The sequence below is a fragment of the Type-A symbiont of Plautia stali genome (genome assembly GCF_059731155.1).
The window spans coordinates 2390209-2407627 of sequence record NZ_AP035891.1; the positions used below are offsets into that span (position 1 = coordinate 2390209).

At 56.1% G+C, this 17419-nt stretch carries 15 protein-coding genes and 5 pseudogenes; 10 read left to right on the forward strand and 10 right to left on the reverse strand.

What is annotated here, in order from left to right; translation table 11 throughout:
• The gene (gene ilvI / locus AC6I8M_RS12740) at window positions 1-1725 is read right to left on the reverse strand and encodes an acetolactate synthase 3 large subunit (protein WP_010615602.1); all 1725 of its coding nucleotides are present in this window, start codon (window positions 1723-1725) and stop codon (window positions 1-3) included.
• A gap of 730 nt (window positions 1726-2455) precedes the next feature.
• On the opposite strand from ilvI, the gene leuL reads away from it, so the two are divergent.
• The 5 genes from leuL to leuD all read left to right on the forward strand — a co-directional run bounded on the left by leuL (window position 2456) and on the right by leuD (window position 7308).
• Complete coding sequence (gene leuL / locus AC6I8M_RS12745; protein ID WP_125308910.1) at window positions 2456-2539, forward strand: leu operon leader peptide; 84 nt, start codon at window positions 2456-2458, stop codon at window positions 2537-2539.
• 92 nt (window positions 2540-2631) lie between these two features.
• Window positions 2632-4194, forward strand: coding sequence for a 2-isopropylmalate synthase (gene leuA, locus AC6I8M_RS12750; protein WP_010615601.1), 1563 nt, complete (start codon window positions 2632-2634; stop codon window positions 4192-4194).
• Window positions 4195-4196: 2 nt separating this feature from the next.
• Window positions 4197-5288 (forward strand): 3-isopropylmalate dehydrogenase, encoded by a 1092-nt coding sequence (leuB, locus tag AC6I8M_RS12755; RefSeq protein ID WP_010615600.1) that lies wholly within the window; start codon window positions 4197-4199, stop codon window positions 5286-5288.
• A 4-nt stretch (window positions 5289-5292) separates the two neighbouring features.
• Window positions 5293-6699 (forward strand): 3-isopropylmalate dehydratase large subunit, encoded by a 1407-nt coding sequence (gene leuC / locus AC6I8M_RS12760; RefSeq protein ID WP_010615599.1) that lies wholly within the window; start codon window positions 5293-5295, stop codon window positions 6697-6699.
• 3 nt (window positions 6700-6702) lie between these two features.
• Complete coding sequence (gene leuD / locus AC6I8M_RS12765; RefSeq protein WP_010615598.1) at window positions 6703-7308, forward strand: 3-isopropylmalate dehydratase small subunit; 606 nt, start codon at window positions 6703-6705, stop codon at window positions 7306-7308.
• 115 nt (window positions 7309-7423) lie between these two features.
• Here leuD and AC6I8M_RS12770 read toward each other — a convergent pair whose 3' ends face one another.
• The 4 genes from AC6I8M_RS12770 to AC6I8M_RS12785 all read right to left on the reverse strand — a co-directional run bounded on the left by AC6I8M_RS12770 (window position 7424) and on the right by AC6I8M_RS12785 (window position 10683).
• A complete protein-coding gene (locus AC6I8M_RS12770) occupies window positions 7424-8308 on the reverse strand; it encodes an IS110 family RNA-guided transposase (RefSeq protein ID WP_498013404.1) in 885 nt (294 codons plus the stop codon).
• Window positions 8309-8547: 239 nt separating this feature from the next.
• Window positions 8548-9357 carry a MetQ/NlpA family ABC transporter substrate-binding protein gene (locus tag AC6I8M_RS12775; protein WP_022547128.1) on the reverse strand — a complete coding sequence of 270 codons (810 nt, stop codon included), beginning with the start codon at window positions 9355-9357 and terminating at the stop codon, window positions 8548-8550.
• A 114-nt stretch (window positions 9358-9471) separates the two neighbouring features.
• Window positions 9472-10275: an MBL fold metallo-hydrolase gene (locus AC6I8M_RS12780; protein ID WP_498013405.1), complete on the reverse strand. Its 804-nt coding sequence runs from the start codon at window positions 10273-10275 to the stop codon at window positions 9472-9474.
• A gap of 66 nt (window positions 10276-10341) precedes the next feature.
• Complete coding sequence (locus AC6I8M_RS12785) at window positions 10342-10683, reverse strand: gamma-glutamylcyclotransferase family protein (RefSeq protein ID WP_010617069.1); 342 nt, start codon at window positions 10681-10683, stop codon at window positions 10342-10344.
• Window positions 10684-10898: 215 nt separating this feature from the next.
• Here AC6I8M_RS12785 and AC6I8M_RS12790 point away from each other — a divergent pair, with 215 nt between their 5' ends.
• Window positions 10899-11912, forward strand: a complete 1014-nt coding sequence (locus AC6I8M_RS12790) for an MBL fold metallo-hydrolase (RefSeq protein ID WP_010617070.1) — start codon at window positions 10899-10901, stop codon at window positions 11910-11912.
• 69 nt (window positions 11913-11981) lie between these two features.
• On the opposite strand, the pseudogene AC6I8M_RS12795 reads toward AC6I8M_RS12790, so the two are convergent.
• Window positions 11982-12499 (reverse strand): annotated as a pseudogene (locus tag AC6I8M_RS12795) (RNA polymerase sigma factor).
• Window positions 12500-12504: 5 nt separating this feature from the next.
• The gene (locus tag AC6I8M_RS12800) at window positions 12505-12951 is read right to left on the reverse strand and encodes a hypothetical protein (RefSeq protein WP_058948995.1); all 447 of its coding nucleotides are present in this window, start codon (window positions 12949-12951) and stop codon (window positions 12505-12507) included.
• 173 nt (window positions 12952-13124) lie between these two features.
• Here AC6I8M_RS12800 and AC6I8M_RS12805 point away from each other — a divergent pair, with 173 nt between their 5' ends.
• The gene (locus AC6I8M_RS12805) at window positions 13125-13709 is read left to right on the forward strand and encodes a TetR/AcrR family transcriptional regulator (protein ID WP_010617073.1); all 585 of its coding nucleotides are present in this window, start codon (window positions 13125-13127) and stop codon (window positions 13707-13709) included.
• 9 nt (window positions 13710-13718) lie between these two features.
• On the opposite strand, the gene AC6I8M_RS12810 is transcribed toward AC6I8M_RS12805, so the two are convergent.
• Window positions 13719-13856 carry a hypothetical protein gene (locus AC6I8M_RS12810; protein ID WP_010617074.1) on the reverse strand — a complete coding sequence of 46 codons (138 nt, stop codon included), beginning with the start codon at window positions 13854-13856 and terminating at the stop codon, window positions 13719-13721.
• 515 nt (window positions 13857-14371) lie between these two features.
• Here AC6I8M_RS12810 and AC6I8M_RS12815 point away from each other — a divergent pair.
• The 3 genes and pseudogenes from AC6I8M_RS12815 to AC6I8M_RS12825 form a co-directional block, all read left to right on the forward strand.
• Window positions 14372-14710 carry an ESPR domain-containing protein gene (locus AC6I8M_RS12815; RefSeq protein ID WP_010617075.1) on the forward strand — a complete coding sequence of 113 codons (339 nt, stop codon included), beginning with the start codon at window positions 14372-14374 and terminating at the stop codon, window positions 14708-14710.
• A 447-nt stretch (window positions 14711-15157) separates the two neighbouring features.
• A pseudogene (locus AC6I8M_RS12820) lies at window positions 15158-15442 on the forward strand (autotransporter outer membrane beta-barrel domain-containing protein); the annotation flags it as partial.
• A 9-nt stretch (window positions 15443-15451) separates the two neighbouring features.
• Window positions 15452-15628: pseudogene (locus AC6I8M_RS12825) on the forward strand (citrate-proton symporter); the annotation flags it as partial.
• Between the two features lie 4 nt (window positions 15629-15632).
• Here AC6I8M_RS12825 and AC6I8M_RS12830 read toward each other — a convergent pair.
• Window positions 15633-16223: pseudogene (locus AC6I8M_RS12830) on the reverse strand (LysR family transcriptional regulator); the annotation flags it as partial.
• Between the two features lie 588 nt (window positions 16224-16811).
• A pseudogene (locus AC6I8M_RS12835) lies at window positions 16812-17417 on the reverse strand (LacI family DNA-binding transcriptional regulator); the annotation flags it as partial.
• Between the last annotated feature and the right edge of the window lie 2 nt (window positions 17418-17419).

The window sequence follows — 17419 nt, forward strand, 5'->3', positions numbered from 1 at the left end:
TTAAGTCCTCTCCGTTTTGCTCAACCACATCTCATCCATCGCGCCACCGCGAATCTGCATCGGGTAGACGTGCTCGCTGCCATCCACCGTGACATCCACAAAGACCAGACGCCCTTTCGCCAGCGTATCGAGCGCCAGCTGCAGCTTCTCTTCCAGCTCAGCCGGATGCTTAATCGCGATGCCCACGTGGCCATAGGCTTCCGCCAAGCGCACGAAGTCCGGCAGCGATTCCATATAGGATTGTGAATGGCGGCCGGAGTAAATCATGTCCTGCCACTGTTTCACCATGCCGAGGAAGCGGTTGTTCAGGTTCAGCACCAGCACCGGCAGATCGTACTGCAGCGCGGTCGACAGCTCCTGAATGTTCATCTGAATACTGCCGTCGCCGGTCACGCAAATCACGGTTTCCTGCGGCAGCGCCATCTTCACGCCGAGTGCCGCCGGCAGGCCAAAGCCCATGGTGCCGAGGCCGCCGGAGTTGATCCAACGACGCGGTTTATCGAACTGGTAGTAAAGCGCGGCGAACATCTGGTGCTGGCCGACGTCCGAGGTCACATACGCCTCGCCGTGCGTCAGACGACGAATGGTTTCGATCACCGCCTGCGGTTTGATTTTGTCGCTGGTACGGTCAAATTCCAGGCACTTGCGGCTGCGCCAGCCTTCAATGCTTTGCCACCAGTCACGCAGGCTGTCGAGCTCCTGCTTCGCCTCGCTCTGTGCCAGCAGCTCCAGCATCTGCGTCAGAGTCTGTCTGGCATCGCCGACAATCGGAATATCGGCGCTGACGGTTTTGGAGATCGAGGTCGGATCGACGTCAATGTGCATCACGGTGGCATTCGGGCAATACTTAGCCAGATTGTTGGTGGTGCGATCGTCAAAGCGTACGCCGATACCAAAGATCAGATCGGCATTATGCATGGTCATGTTAGCTTCATACGTGCCGTGCATACCGAGCATGCCCACACACTGGCGATGCGTGCCCGGGAACGCGCCCAGCCCCATCAGCGAGGTGGTAACCGGAATATTCAGCTGCTCTGCCAGCTGCAGCAGTTCCGCCTCGCAGCCAGAAGTAATGGCCCCGCCGCCGACGTAAATTACCGGCTTGTGCGCCGCCAGCAGCGTCTGCAGCGCGCGCTTGATCTGGCCTTTGTGGCCCTGCAGCGTCGGATTGTAAGAACGCATGCTGACGGTTTCCGGCCACACGTACGGCAGCTTGTTAGCCGGATTCAGAATATCTTTTGGCAGATCGATCACCACCGGTCCCGGACGACCACTGGCCGCCAGCCAGAAGGCTTTTTTCAGCACCGTGGGGATCTCTTCGGTGCTTTTCACCAGGAAGCTGTGCTTCACCACCGGACGCGAAATCCCCACCATGTCGCACTCCTGGAAGGCGTCATAGCCAATCAGCGAGGACAGCACCTGACCGGAGAGGATCACCAGCGGAATGGAATCCATATAAGCGGTCGCAATACCGGTGATGGCGTTGGTGGCGCCAGGACCAGAGGTGACCAGCACCACGCCGACTTCGCCGGTCGCGCGCGCTAGGCCATCCGCCATATGTACGGCGCCCTGCTCGTGGCGCACCAGCACGTGGTCAATACCACCGACCGTTTGCAGCGCATCATAAATATCGAGCACCGCACCGCCCGGATAACCGAATACCTGCTTAACGCCCTGATCGATTAACGAACGGACGACCATTTCGGCTCCTGACAACATCTCCATTTTCTGCCTCCAGGCTTGAGAGCCAGCTGCGCCAGCAAACGCTATCCTGCGTGCCGCTCGCATCTGTCCCTTTATTGCCAATTAAGATCAAAACCTTCTGTTTATGCTCAGAAGACGCCATTCATTTCGTCTTCCAGGTACAGGGAATCTACCTGCGTGGATTCTTTTGAGAGTAGGTCGATTACCATAACCGCAGAAAACCCGGCCTGCAAACGTCATAAGGCGGCACGGCGCTGTCAGTGGCAAAAAAGGCACTGACGCGTGATTATCGCCCGGGAGGAATAAACTAATGCGATAGCATATGGACAGAGGAAAATGCTGGTTTGCAGATTATTTACAGCGTGTTGTAAGAAATATGATTCTCATATTGCCAGCGTGTTTAGCCCACAATTTTTCCGTTACCGCGTTTCTGGCGTGATTAACTCTTAAATCCCTCTTCCACATCACAATCTGCTAAGCAACAAGCTTTATCTTGTTTTTCAACCTGACGAATAATCCTTACTAAAAACATATAATTCAGCAACTTAAAATTACCCACCTTTTTTAGAAGATTTTTTAAAGTGGCATAACGCGCTAAGCCACCGTTAATTAATGGCAATGCTCTGTGATGACCGATAATCCCAGCACATCGCCCTTTTCCGGCCAGATAAATACCCTTTCACTTAGGGTTGACATCGCTAGGCGAATCCAGTACCAATATGCGCAGCACTCATTTTACGAGGTTTGATTAATGTCACGTTCTTTTCGTCTACTCGGTCTACTACTTAACGCATCCAGTTTGCGCGGTAGACTCGTGGGCGAAATCAACAACTGATTCGAACCTGCTGAAAGTTAAAAAACCCGCGCCACTGCGCGGGTTTTTTATGCTCGTAGCACCGGCGAAGTCAATGCAAAAGGAAGATGACCATGAGCCAGCAAGTAATAATTTTCGATACCACTCTGCGCGACGGCGAACAGGCATTACAGGCCAGCCTGAGTGTTAAAGAAAAACTGCAGATCGCCCTGGCACTGGAAAGGATGGGCGTGGATGTAATGGAAGTCGGTTTTCCGGTCTCTTCGCCGGGTGATTTCGAATCCGTGCAGACCATTGCCCGGACCATCAAAAACAGCCGCGTGTGTGGCCTAGCGCGCTGTGTAGAGAAAGATATCGACGCGGCTTACGAATCGCTGCGCGTGGCCGACGCGTTCCGTATTCACACCTTTATCGCCACTTCGCCGATGCACATCGCCACTAAACTGCGCAGCACGCTGCCGGAAGTGATTGAACGCGCGGTGCACATGATTAAGCGGGCGCGCAACTATACCGATGACGTTGAGTTCTCCTGCGAAGACGGCGGCCGTACGCCGATTGACGACCTGTGCCGCATGGTAGAAGCCGCGATCAACGCCGGCGCCACCACCATCAATATTCCGGACACTGTAGGCTATACCCTGCCGGGCGAGTACGCCAATATTATTGGTCAGCTGGTACAGCGCGTACCCAACATCGACAAAGCGATTCTGTCCGTACACACCCATGACGATCTGGGCATGGCGACCGGTAACGCCATTGCGGCGGTGCTGGCCGGTGCGCGTCAGGTCGAAGGCACGCTGAACGGCCTGGGCGAGCGCGCCGGCAACTGTGCGCTGGAAGAGGTGATCATGGCGATCAAAACCCGCCAGCAGATCATGAACGTGCACACCAATATCAATCATCAGGAAATCTACCGCACCAGCCAGATTGTCAGCCAGATCTGCAACATGCCGATCCTGGCCAACAAAGCGGTGGTCGGTTCCAACGCCTTCGCTCACTCTTCCGGCATTCATCAGGATGGCGTGCTGAAGAACCGCGAAAACTACGAAATCCTGACGCCAGAATCGATTGGCCTGCACAAAATTCAGCTGAACCTGACGTCCCGCTCCGGCCGTGCCGCCGTGAAGCACCGTATGGAAGATATGGGTTACAAAGAGTCCGATTACAACCTAGATACGCTGTACGACGCCTTCCTCAAGCTGGCGGACAAAAAAGGCCAGGTGTTCGATTACGACCTGGAAGCGCTGGCCTTCATTAATAAGCAGAATGAAGAGCCGGAGTACTTCCAGCTGAACGAATTCAACGTGCAGACCGGCTCCAGCGTCACCGCGACGGCGTCGGTGCAGCTGGGCTGCGGCGAAGAGGCCAAAGCCGACGCCGCCACCGGCAACGGTCCGGTTGATGCCGTCTATCAGGCTATTAACCGTATCACCGGCTTCGATGCTGAGCTGGTGAACTACAAGCTGACCGCGAAAGGCCACGGCGAAAACGCACTGGGTCAGGTCGATATCGTCGTCAATTACAACGGGCGTAAATTCCACGGCGTGGGCCTGGCGACCGATATCGTCGAATCCTCGGCGAAAGCGATGGTGAATGCCCTGAACAACATCTGGCGGGCAAAGCAGGTCGAAAAAGAATTGCAGCGTAAATTTAAAGATCAGAAGGAAACGGTGTAACTATGACTCAGTCTTATCATATTGCGGTAATGCCAGGCGACGGAATCGGTCCGGAAGTGATGGCGCAGGCCATGAAAGTACTCGACGCGATTCGCGCGCGCTTCGATATGCGCATCACCACCAGCGAATATGATGTCGGCGGTATCGCCATCGATCGTCACGGTGAACCTTTACCCGCCGCCACCGTGGCCGGTGCTGAGCAGGCTGATGCCGTTCTGTTTGGCTCGGTGGGCGGTCCAAAGTGGGAACACCTGCCGCCGGCCGGCCAGCCTGAGCGCGGTGCGCTGTTGCCGCTGCGTAAACACTTCAGGCTGTTCAGCAACCTGCGTCCGGCGGCGCTGTATAAAGGTCTGGAAGCATTTTGCCCGCTGCGCAGCGACATCGCCGCCCGCGGCTTCGATATCCTGTGCGTGCGTGAGCTGACCGGCGGCATCTATTTTGGCCAGCCGAAAGGCCGCGAAGGCAGCGGCGCGCATAAACGCGCTTTTGATACTGAAGTCTATCACCGTTTCGAAATTGAGCGTATTGCCCGCAACGCCTTTGAAGCCGCGCGCAAGCGTCGTAACAAAGTGACCTCGGTAGATAAAGCTAACGTGCTGGCGACGTCGGTGATGTGGCGTGAAATCGTCAACGAAGTAGCGAAGGATTACCCGGACGTACAGCTGAGCCATATGTACATCGACAACGCCACCATGCAGCTGATTAAGGATCCGTCGCAGTTTGACGTCTTACTCTGCTCGAATCTGTTTGGTGACATTCTGTCGGACGAGTGCGCGATGATTACCGGCTCGATGGGCATGCTGCCTTCGGCCAGCCTGAATGAAGATGGATTCGGCCTGTTCGAACCGGCGGGCGGTTCCGCACCGGATATCGCCGGCCAGAATATAGCTAACCCGATTGCGCAGATTCTGTCGCTGGCGATGCTGCTGCGTTTCAGCCTAAACGCTGACGCCGCTGCGGATAGCATTGAGCGCGCGGTAAGCCGTGCGCTGGAAGCGGGCCATCGCACCCGTGATTTGGCCGGTGACGGCCCTGCCGTGAGCACCGATGAAATGGGCAGCATCATTGCCGGTTACATCAGCGAGGAAAAATAACAAAATGAAAAGCTTATACCAGAAGTTATTTGATGCACATGTCGTTCACGAAGCGCCAGACGAAACGCCGTTGCTGTATATCGATCGTCACCTGATTCACGAAGTCACCTCGCCGCAGGCGTTTGACGGTCTGCGTGCGCACGGCCGTAAAGTGCGCCAGCCGTCGAAGACCTTTGCCACCATGGATCACAACGTTTCAACCCAGACCAAAGACATCAACGCCTCGGGTGAAATGGCGCGTATTCAGATGCAGGAGCTGATGAAGAACTGTGCTGAGTTCGGCATTCAGCTGTATGACCTGAACCACCCGTTCCAGGGCATTGTGCACGTTATCGGTCCTGAGCAGGGCATGACGCTGCCGGGCATGACTATCGTTTGCGGCGACTCGCACACCGCAACGCACGGCGCCTTCGGTTCCCTGGCGTTCGGTATCGGTACCTCCGAAGTGGAACACGTGTTCGCCACCCAGACCCTGAAACAGGGTCGGGCGAAGACCATGAAGATTGAAGTGCTGGGCGAAGCTGCACCAGGCATCACCGCCAAAGACATTGTGCTGGCGAGCATCGGTAAAACCGGCAGCGCCGGCGGCACCGGTCACGTGGTTGAATTCTGTGGCCCGGCGATTGAAGCGCTGAGCATGGAAGGCCGCATGACGCTGTGCAACATGGCGATTGAGATGGGCGCCAAAGCGGGTCTGGTGGCACCGGATGACACTACGTTTGCCTATCTGAAAGACAAGCAGTTTGCGCCGAAGGGCGAGCAGTGGGAGCAGGCGGTGGCTTACTGGCGCACGCTGAAGTCCGACAGCGACGCGCAGTTTGATGCAGTCGTGACGCTGAATGCTGCCGATATCGCGCCGCAGGTCACCTGGGGCACCAATCCGGGCCAGGTGATGGCCGTGGATCAGGCCATCCCGAATCCGGCCTCGTTTGCCGATCCGGTTGAACGTGCTTCCGCCGAGAAAGCGCTGGCCTATATGGACCTGCAGCCGGGCATCAAACTGACTGAGGTGGCGATCGATAAAGTGTTTATTGGCTCCTGCACCAACTCACGTATCGAAGATCTGCGCGCGGCCGCCGCGATCGCCAAAGGCCGCAAAGTGGCGCCGGGCGTGGTTGCGATGGTGGTGCCGGGTTCCGGTCCGGTGAAAGCGCAGGCTGAAGCCGAAGGCCTGGACAAAATCTTCCTCGAAGCCGGTTTTGAGTGGCGTCTGCCGGGCTGTTCAATGTGCTTGGCGATGAACAACGACCGTCTGAATCCGGGCGAGCGCTGTGCCTCAACCAGTAACCGTAACTTTGAAGGTCGCCAGGGTCGCGGCGGTCGCACCCATCTGGTGAGCCCGGCGATGGCTGCTGCGGCGGCGGTAACCGGTCGTTTTGCCGACATTCGTGAATTGACTCAGGGAGCTTAAGCCATGGTGAACAAATTTACCCAACACACCGGGATTGTGGCCCCGCTGGATGCAGCAAACGTCGACACCGATGCCATCATCCCGAAGCAGTTTTTGCAGAAAGTGACGCGCACCGGCTTTGGCGCGCACCTGTTCCACGACTGGCGTTTTGATGATGATGCCGGCACCCAGCCGACCGCCAGCTTCGTGCTGAATAAGCCGGAGTTCAAAGGCACCAGCATCCTGCTGGCGCGCGAGAACTTTGGCTGCGGCTCCTCGCGTGAACACGCGCCGTGGGCGCTGACCGACTTCGGTTTTCACGTGGTGATTGCGCCGAGTTTCGCCGACATCTTCTACGGTAACAGCTTTAACAACCAGCTGCTGCCGGTGAAGCTGAGCGAAGAGCAGGTCGATGAGATGTTTAAGCTGGTGGCCGCGCAGCCGGGCATCCGCTTCACCGTGGATCTCGAAGCGCAGACCGTCACCGCCGGCGACAAGGTTTACCGCTTTGAAATCGACAGCTTCCGTCGTCACTGCATGATCAACGGCCTCGACAGCATTGGCCTGACGCTGCAGCATGAAGCGTCTATCGCCCGCTACGAATCCAGCCAGCCAGCGTTTCTGCGTTAAGGTTTACCCGGTGCGCATAAATGCGCACCCTATGACAAACGGCAACGGTTGTGGGATTGTATCCGATGCGCATGAATGCGCATCGGGCCATATTTTGTAGATACCGTCTTGCCGGTTACCTGGCAAGACATATTTCGGCATCGAACGGACGACCCGACTTCAGCACACCATAAGCCAGCTGCAGCAGCTTCTTCAGCAAACTTACCGCCGGATTCCACTTCATCGCCACTATCGCTGGCATGTACAGGGCCTTGCGCATCGCGCTGTTGCCCATCTTCGATATCCTGCTTTTGCCCTTCCACTCACCGGACTCCTGCCGCATCGGATTCAGCCCCACCCACGCCACAAGAGCCTTGCTGCTGCTGAACCTCGACATGTCCCCCATATACGCCAGCATCGTGCTGCCCAGCACGCCCGGGATGGACTCCAGCAGTTCCCTGTTCTTTTTAAGGCCCGGGTCATTGTCAATATGGTCGTTTATTGCCCGCTTCGTTTCGTCTATCTGCGCATCCAGCGCCGCAATGACCACGCGGATTGAGGGCTGCACCACCGCATCCGATACCTCCAGCCGGTTCTCTTCCATCTGCCGCATTTCCTGAAGATTCGTCAGGCGCTTCACCAGCGCTTTCAGCCTGCGTTCATTCAGCGGCGCCGGCTGCCACAGCGATGGACCGTGCAGTTTACAGTAGCGCGCTATCATGCGCGCATCGTCTTTATCCGTCTTATTCCGGCTCAGCTCGGCCTGCCCGAAGCGCCTGATGCGCGCAGGATTTTCCACGCTGACATCATAGCCTTCGTCGTGCAGGAAGGTGGCCAGCGGCTCACTGTACGCGCCGGTAGCCTCCATGCAGATATGGCAGCAGCCGAACGGCTCCAGCCATTTTTTCAGGGCGATAAAGCCCTTAGGGGTGTTGGGAAAGACTTTGGTTTTGTAAGACGTGTCGCCTTTCCAGACGGCCACATCAAACTTTCCGGAGGCAATATCAATGCCGACAGGCATACGGGTTTGTATAGATTCTCCTTAACAGCACAGGGAAACCGCCATGACCATCCTTATGGATGCGTGCTCGGGGCACAGGATACCGTCCGGTCTTGAAGGCGGGAGTTAAGTTGCCGGGGATGAATCCACAAAGCAGGCTTTATGCCCAGGGGTCGCCCCCATCTCACCAGCAACTTCCCGATGATCAGTCGGGGATCATCATACCCGGAGGAGAATGATCGGGATATAAGGGTCGCCATTTATGGCGACCGCATACACTTACTTATATCGCCTTTATAAATCTCGTTGGCTTTATCCAGCACCGGCTGTGACTGGAACGCCTCTTTCAGCTTCTGCACGTTCGGGCTGTCTTTATTATCTTCGCGCGCCACAATCGCATTCACGTACGGCGACGCTTTGCCTTCCATAAACATCCCGTCACGCGAGGCGGATAAATTCACCAGCGCGGCAAAGTTATTATTAATGATCGACAGATAAACCTGCGGATCGTCCAGCGTACGCGCCAGCTGCGGCGTATCCACTTCCACAATCTTCAGCTTTTTCGGGTTGTCGGTAATGTCCAGCGTGGTCGGCAGCAGACCGGCTTCGGGTTTCACTTTCAGCAGGCCCTGCGCCTGCAACAGCAGCAGGCTAAGCCCCAGGGTGGTCGCTTCGTTAGACACGGTCACGGTGGCGCCATCCGGCAGATCCCGCAGTGATTTAATCTTGCGTGAATAACCGGCAATCGGGAACACGAAGGTATTGGTCACGACGGCGAATTTATACCCGCGCTCTTTGGACTGCATCTCCAGATAAGGCAGGCTCTGGAACGCGTTGGCGTCCACATCTTTATTGAACAGCGCTTCGTTCGGCTGCACGTAATCGTTAAACGCCACCACATCGACATCGAGCTGACATTTGTCGTGTGCCACCTGCTTCACGGTCTGCCACAGCGCCTCATCCGGTCCGGTATTGATCGCCACTTTGATTTTGTTGTCGTTGTGGTTGTCACAGGCGCTGAGCAGGGTGACAGAGGCCGCCAGCAGGGCGGTAAGCCATGTTTTTTTCATTGTTTGCAGGTTTCCTTATGTTTGCAGGAAACCGACTATAGTATACGTCCAGACGTCTGAACATCCGTGTGCGGTGCGATCGCCTGATATTTATCCAGCGCGCCTGTGTAAGCGCTACGGCTGCGGAGGGTGCAGACAGGCCAGATAGCGACGGCCCGACTGCTGCACCGCCTCATCGGCACGCGCGAGAATCTTGCGGCCGGCAAACGCGCCGTACAGGCGCGTAAACTTCACGCCCTGCAACCGCTGCAGCATGGCCGTCACCGTGGCGCCGGCCAGCGGTAACATATTGGGATAGCTCCACATAAACGAAACCGCACTGGCACCGGGCGTTACCTGCAAAATATCGCCGCTCAGCAGCACGCCGCCGTCGTGCGTCCAGTGCAGCACCGTGCCGCCGGCAAAGTGGCCGCCCAGACGTAACAACCGCACGCCCGGCAGCAGATCACAGCTGTCACCGTGCCAGTGCTGCAGACGGGGCGATGCGCGCATGATCCACTCGCTGTCGCTGGCGTGCAGATACACCGGCGCGTCGAAGGCGTCGGCCCAGTCCTGCATGGTGCTGTAATAGTGGGGATGGGAGATGGCGATGGCATGCAGGCCGCCGAGCGCGCGCAGCAACGTGACGGTGGCGTCATCCAGATGCGCGATGCAATCCCACAGGATATTGCCGTGGGGCGTTTGCAGCACAAAGGCGCGCTGGTTGATGGCAAAATCCGGTACGGTTTGCAGGCTGAGCAGCCCGGGCTCCAGCTGTTGCCACTGGTTTTGATGTGAGGCGCGCAGCGCAGACTGATCGATCCACTGCTGCCCACCGGGCGGCACAAACTGGCGTTCATCCTGACAAATGCGACACTGCGTAAGGGCAGGTTGCTGCTGCTGATAAGACGTGCCGCAGGCGGTACAAATCGTGATCATGTCGTCTCCTCACAGTCGGTGAGGATCAGTTTAGGCAAGGCGCGACAAACGCGCGCGCCGGTAACGTTAGCGCGCCTCGTCCTGCTGCGGCTGCAGCTGATAAATCCACGCCGTCCGCTGCTGGCCGTCGGACGTGGTGACCTCAACCGGCACCCGGTCGTAGCCATCTTCAAACTCATCCAGCATCGGCCAGTGCAGCGCCAGCCGATCCGAGATGAACAGATAACCCGGCACGCGCGCGCCGTGCTCATCAAGTACAATGCCGGGAAAATCGGCCGCCGCGCCCCAGCCGTTGGCATAGTAAGTGCCGGCGACCGTCCCTGCTAGCCACTCACCGCCAATATTTTCCAGGATATGCGCGTTGCACTGGCCCGGCTGCAGCGTGCCGTAGACGAAAAGCGTGTTCATTTTCCCTCGTAAAATCATGCAAAAGCGTTACTTTACCTGCCTGCCGCCGCCCTGTCATCCGCCAGGGAAAAGCCACACCGGCAGCGAAATTCTGCGTTTCCGTCTGTGCGATGGCTCGTAATGTGAGGACGCGCGCGGCATAAAACGGTTAACGTAGCCGCAGATGTTTACCGGTGCTGCCAGCCAGCTTTCTCTTTTTTCGAGGTATCCACGCTATGTTGAAGGGTTCCAGCCTCTGCCGGGGTGCAATCAGGGAGTATCCGCACTCCGCCCAGTTTGATGGCAAAAAGTTTCGCAATGTCCAGCCGCGTCAGTCGCTGAGCTTTGGCGACCACCGCAAAATGCTGTGGGATTTCCTGTTCAATAAACCGAAAGATACCCAGCCGGCGGCCGCGCTGCCGGTGCAGCCCATCACGGCCTCCGCGCTGGCACAGGCCGCGCCCAACAGCGTCTTTCGCCTCGGCCACTCTTCGCTGTTGCTGAAGCTCAATGGCCAGTTCTGGCTGACCGATCCGGTGTTCGCCGAGCGCGCGTCACCCTTTAAGCGACTGGGGCCAAAGCGCTTTCAGCCAGCGCCGATTGCCGTGGCCGATCTGCCGCCGATCGAAGGTATTATCTTGTCGCACGACCATTACGATCATCTGGATTACCACACCATCATGCAGCTGAAAGATCGGGTGAAGCACTTTCTCACACCGCTCGGCGTCGGCGATTTGCTGATTAAGTGGGGCGTTGCGCCTGAGAAAGTTATCCAGCTCGACTGGTGGCAGTCGCAGGATATCGGCGGCATCCATTTTGTCGCGACGCCGTCGCAGCACTTTTCCGGACGTGGCCTGTTCGACAGCAACAAACGGTTGTGGTGTTCGTGGACGCTGATTTCTGACCAGTTCCGCCTGTTTTTTGGTGGTGACTCCGGTTACTTCGACGGTTTCAAAGCGATTGGCCGGAAATACGGTCCGTTTGATGCGGCGTTTCTGGAAAACGGCGCTTACGATGCGCGCTGGGCCGACATTCATATGCTGCCGCAGGACACGCTGCTCGCGTTTCAGGACCTCAACGCGCGCTGGCTGTTTCCGATTCACAACGCGGCTTTTGATTTAGCTTTTCACCGCTGGGACGATCCGTTTACGCAGATCGTCCAGCTGGCGGCAGAGCATCAGGTTGCACTGTGTCTGCCGATACTGGGAGAGGGCATTGATCTGTTACAGCCGCAGCCCACCGCGGCCTAGTGGTAAAGCACGCAACCCGATGGCCGTTTGGCTATCGGGTCGCGCAGGTCAGGCCGTGAGTTCGTCATACTAGCTGCGCAGCCGGGTGCGCAGAAACAGAACCGCTTTATGTTTGCACGACAGCAGCGCCTGCACGCTGTCGCCGCTTTCGGCGGCCAGATCCTGATAGCTGAAGCCGAGCAGCTCGGTCTTTTCAAATACCTCGCGCTGCGCAGCAGGCAGTTCCGCGAGGGCGTCGTCCAGCTCTTCCCCCACAGCAGCGTCTTCAGATACTCATCCTCCGGCGTCTGAGCCACGCCAAACAGCGTTTCGGCAATTTCATCCTCGGGAAAATCCTCGTCCCCGGCGGCGTTAAACAGTGAGAGTTCGCGTTTTTTACGCGATCGATCGGTGATCTCGTTGCGTGCGGCGCGAAACAGCCAGGCACTGACATTCTCCACCGGCTGTTCCACCTGCAGCAGTTTCCAGCTGATCTCCTGCAGGATATCTTCGGCCTCATCGTGCCGCTCGCTGCGGCCGCGAATAAAGGTGCTGAGCTTAGTGCGGCAGGCGCTGAGGGCCGCCAGCAGCCGCGAATCCTGCGCCATGCCGTTTACTCTGCATCCGGGGATTTGGCGGGCGCATCGTCTGCGGGCGGGCGCGGATCGTCACGCTGGCTGCGGCGATCGTGCCAGTCACAGCGTCCGCCATGATGACCGCGGCCGCCAAACCGCTCGCGCCACTGCTGTATAAAGGCTTCGCGCTGCTCCGGCGTCATCTGCATCCAGCGTTCATGCATGCGGCGACGCGCCATGCCAAACATACCGGGATGGAAGCCCAGCCCGCCGAACAGGATGCGACACAGCACCAGCAGTCCCAGCGCCTGCCAGAAGCCAATACTTTTTACGCCGGTCAGTTCCGGCAGCAGCGCATTCCACAGCGACATGACCAGCAGGCCAAGGGCAGCAAACAGCACCACGCCGAGCAGCAGCGGTTTCGCCATGCGGTGATGACCAAAGCGGTGACCACGTGGATACTGATGCCTGTCAAAATCTCTCATTGGGGTTCCTCATTACAGTGACAAACAGGGTTAGTGATGAGGTAGACGAACCAGCGACGAAAATATTGCTGAAAAAATGAAAAAAGTGCGCGGTGCGCGCCAGGTCGCTGGCTTGACTTCCTCCCTGCCTGCCAGTAGGTTGACCGATCTCTGTTGTTCTACCGGATTGCGTTATGACTGCCCGTTCCTCTAAAGCCCGCGAAATCATGGCCTGCACCCGCCAGTTGCTCACCGCCGGCGGCTATAAAAGCTTTAGCTATGCCGATATTGCCGCCCAGGTGGATATCCGCAAGGCCAGCATTCATCACCATTTTCCCGGCAAAGCCGATTTGGTGAAAGCGGTGGTGGAGGAATATCGTGCTGAGGCGCAGGCGGGCATGCAGGCGATGGATGAACAGATCAACGATCCGCTGAACGAAGTGAAAGCCTACGTCGATTACTGGGCGCACTGCATTAAAGAGGGAACTTCGCCTTTCTGCATCTGCGCGATGCTGGCGGCGGAAATGCCCACGCTGCCGCCGGATGTCGCCACGGAAGTCAGCGGCCACTTCAGCGATCTCTCCGGCTGGTTAGCGCGCCAGCTGAGCAAAGGCGCCGCCAGCGGCGTTTTCCAGCTCAGCGACAGCGCCGAAAACGAAGCCAAAACGCTGATGGCCAGCGTGCACGGCGCGATGCTGGCGGCGCGGGCATTCAATAACGCCGGGATGTTTGAGCAGATTACTTATCCGCTGCTGCATAAGCTGATCAAAAACGTCTGACGGCGCGCATCAGTGCGCGCCGGCCTGGGCGGGTGTGGTTTGATGACACAACAAGGCTTCCATCCTGTCCACCAGCGTCAGCGCTTCCTGCAAATGCAGCAGGATAATTTCCCTGTCTTCCTGCATCTTCGCCAGCTCTTCCAGCATCTCGCACTGCTCCGTCAGCTAACGGATGCCGGTGACGCAATAAATTTTTCTCATACCGGGTTAAGCAGGGTCAATTATTCATTTTGTTATATTGATCCATTTTCTGGTGTTTTATTATCGTTTTTGTCTGTTGAATTTATTATTGGTTGATATTCAAAATAATTAACTGGCGAGTCAACGACATTAAATTTTTTCCTGATTAATCCCTGCCAATAGAATTAAATTAACTCAGTTAATAAACACAGCCTGAACGAAACTGCATTGCTGCTTGTCTGGAGAAATACAGCTTTTATTATTTAAAGGCATCAAATTTCCCTTTGTTTTTTATCTGGTAATGAGTTTTCTGTGGCGTTCTTTTGTGGCCATTTTTTATTAGGGATTTTTTGTAAATAATCCGTTTTTATTAACTTTCCCGAGGTGTTTTATTTTATGAGGTTGGGTGGCAGGAAATAAGATTCTGCGGCTCTGTTACATCATGACTTCTACGGAATGGACTGATCCATAAAGGAAAAAGCATGAACAAGAATTATCTTGTTATCTGGAATTATGCACAGCAAGGCTATGTCGTCGCATCGGAACTGGCGCGTGGTAAAGCAAAATCCTCCTGTTCTGGTTCTGCACTCAATAATACATTGTCAATCGGCGGTGCGTTTTTTTCAGCACTGCTACTTGCCATTTCGCCCCAGGCGCTAGCCGACCATGGCGCGATTGTCGCAGGTCCTGACGACAAACTCGTACTAAGTAACCAGACGCTGCAGGCTAATGGCGACAATTATCATGGTTTGCTGGTGCAGAATGGTGGCAAGGCGAGCGCTACGGATGTGACGGTACTGGCCGATGGCGACGAAGGATAGTCCATGCTTCATCGGGAAGGTCGTAGCGAGCCATAGTTTAACGTGTTGTGGAAACAGGTAGTTACTATATTTCAGGTGATTAAGGGACACAGTCTAATCAGACAACAAGCCACGCTGGCAGATATAAAGCTGATGAATACCGGTATTGTCGCCACCGATGGCATTGCTGTGAATGTACTGACCGGCACTGACATCAACATCGAAGCCGACAACGCAGTGCTAAGCGGCACGACGCTGCTGAAAACCGGCTACAGCACTACCGAAGGCTCAGCCGCCGGCTCGGTGGTACTGAATAGTACTAATCACTCGCTGTTTACAGGCAACGTGGACATTGACCGTAGCCAGACTGCCGACAGTCAGATTAACCTGAGCGGCAACTCGGTGTGGATTGGGGCGTCCAGCGGCTTGCTGACGCTGACGCTTAACGACAACAGCCAATGGAACCTGATGGATAATAGCAGCGTAGATACGCTGACAGTGAACAACAGCGAGATCAATATCGCTTACAACCCCGCAAAATTCACCGTATTGACTATCAATGGCAATTACAACGCGGATAGCGCTACGCTGAAGATGAATGTGGCACTTGAAGGGGATGCCTCCGCGACCGACAAGCTGCATATTGTGGGCGATGTCAACGGTAACACAGATGTAGCGGTCAACAATGTCGGCGGCAGCGGCGCACAGACTATTCAGGGATTGATATTGATTCAGGTAGACGGTGCGGTAAACGGCGATTTCTTTATTCTGCGTCGCCGTCTGGAGGAAACGCAGGAGTTCAGCGCGCGCCGTCATCATCTGGATATGCGTCAGGTATTTAGCACGCTGTTATAGAACTGGCCGGTGGTAATTGCGGGGATGCTGATGGTGGCGATGACCACCACTGCGTTCTACCTCATTACCGTCTATGCGCCTACCCCTTATCCAGCGCAAAATACTCCTGCCAGCTCAGCTGCTGGCGCGTTGCCAGCGGATGATCGTGGCGACAGGCGGCGACGTAGACATCTTCCACCAGCGGCGTAAAGGCGAGCTCCGGCGGTAAATTGCGCGCAAAGCAGATACCGAAATCGGCCTGTCCGCTGCTCACCGCATCCATCACGTTGCCGACGCTGCTATCAATCAGCTTGATGCGCACGCGCAGGTAGCGCGCCTGAAAGCGACGGATCACCTCCGGCATAAAATAGTAAGCGCCCGAGGGCACGGTAGCGACGGTGATCAGGCCGGTGCGATCCTGGCTGGCGCGCTCGACGTCGGCCAGCATCGATTCGACATTATCCAGCAGCTGCTCCGAGCGCTGAGCAAAGTTCTGGCCATAGAGCGTTAGCGTGACGCGCCGCGTGGTGCGGTCAAACAGCCGAGTGCCGAGCGCCGCTTCCAGCTTTTCAATTCTGCGGCTGAGCGCTGACTGCGACAGGCAGATCGACTCCGCCGCCAGACGAAAGTTGCCGTACTCCACCAGCGCGCGCAAGGCGTAGAGATCGTTGAGGTCAAAATTAGCTCCTCTACCCCGCAACTTCGCTTAATGTCTATTATGTTAAATAAGATATCTAATCACGTATCTTAATCCTTCAGTTTCGCCCTTCACACCTCTTACCAGGCACACAACTCATTCCACCACGACTTCACTATGTGAAAACTTATCCCACTGGTCCGTTTGTCTCCACGGCGTTATAATTTATACTGACACTGCGCGTTGCTGTCATCTATTCAACAATGTTTGTATCTATCCCTTCCGGCATTGAATAAAAAAACGGCATCGCTAAGGAAAATTCTTCTTTTCACTACACAGAATTCATTCAGCAGCACCTAAGCATTTCTCAGTCATCAACATTTAGTTTTATAGTTCCACCATCTGGCACATCTCTAATCTGAATTGCAATACTTCCCCTTGCTCGCATTGCTGTTACAGATTGCTGAGCACGCAAATTCTTAACTGAAAACTCACCACCCAAAAAAAAGGAATAACAGGCACTAATCGCTGGTTCTGCTTAATTTTTCCGTGAGTGGTCTGCCATTGATGCATCACGAATGACCTGTGAGAAAGTCATAATCATTTAGAATAGCATCGCACCACTGAGATAAATTTTCACACATTGATGGCTTCGCTGAGTGCATTAAGCCGAATCAGCGCCGGGTCCAGTTCCTTACCCGCGGCCCGGTAGGCGTCAATCATTCCGCTAACACGTTGCGCCACCGGCGTGGGGCCCAGTGTGATTGCCGGCGAATATGGTGCAGCGCTGCGCATGCTGGAGAGATAAGCAATACGCTGATGCCCAGCCGCCAGCAACAGCTCCGTCGCCTGTTTGGCCACCGCGACAAAGTTCGCTTGGATGGTCTCCACCTCCATCCCCTGCACTGCCCGGTCGAACATCATTAATGAACGCCCTTCTGCCAGCACCTGGCGAAGATGTTCGTTATCCTCAAACAATGAGCTGCACGGCGCGACGATGATGCCATCGACGCGTTTACCCAGCATCACGCGCACGGCTTCCCGCTCTTCATCCAGCGTTTCATCGCTGTTACTCAGCAGCAGGTGAAAGCCCGCCTGTCGCGCGACATCGGCCATGCCGCGCAGCGCGAGGCCAAAGTGCGGGTTTTCAATGTCGCCGACAATCACCCCAATGGTATTGGAGCGACCGGTGTTCATGCTGCGCGCCAGCTCGTTCGGTCGGTATCCCAGCGCTTCAGCAGCCTGATTCACCCGCATCT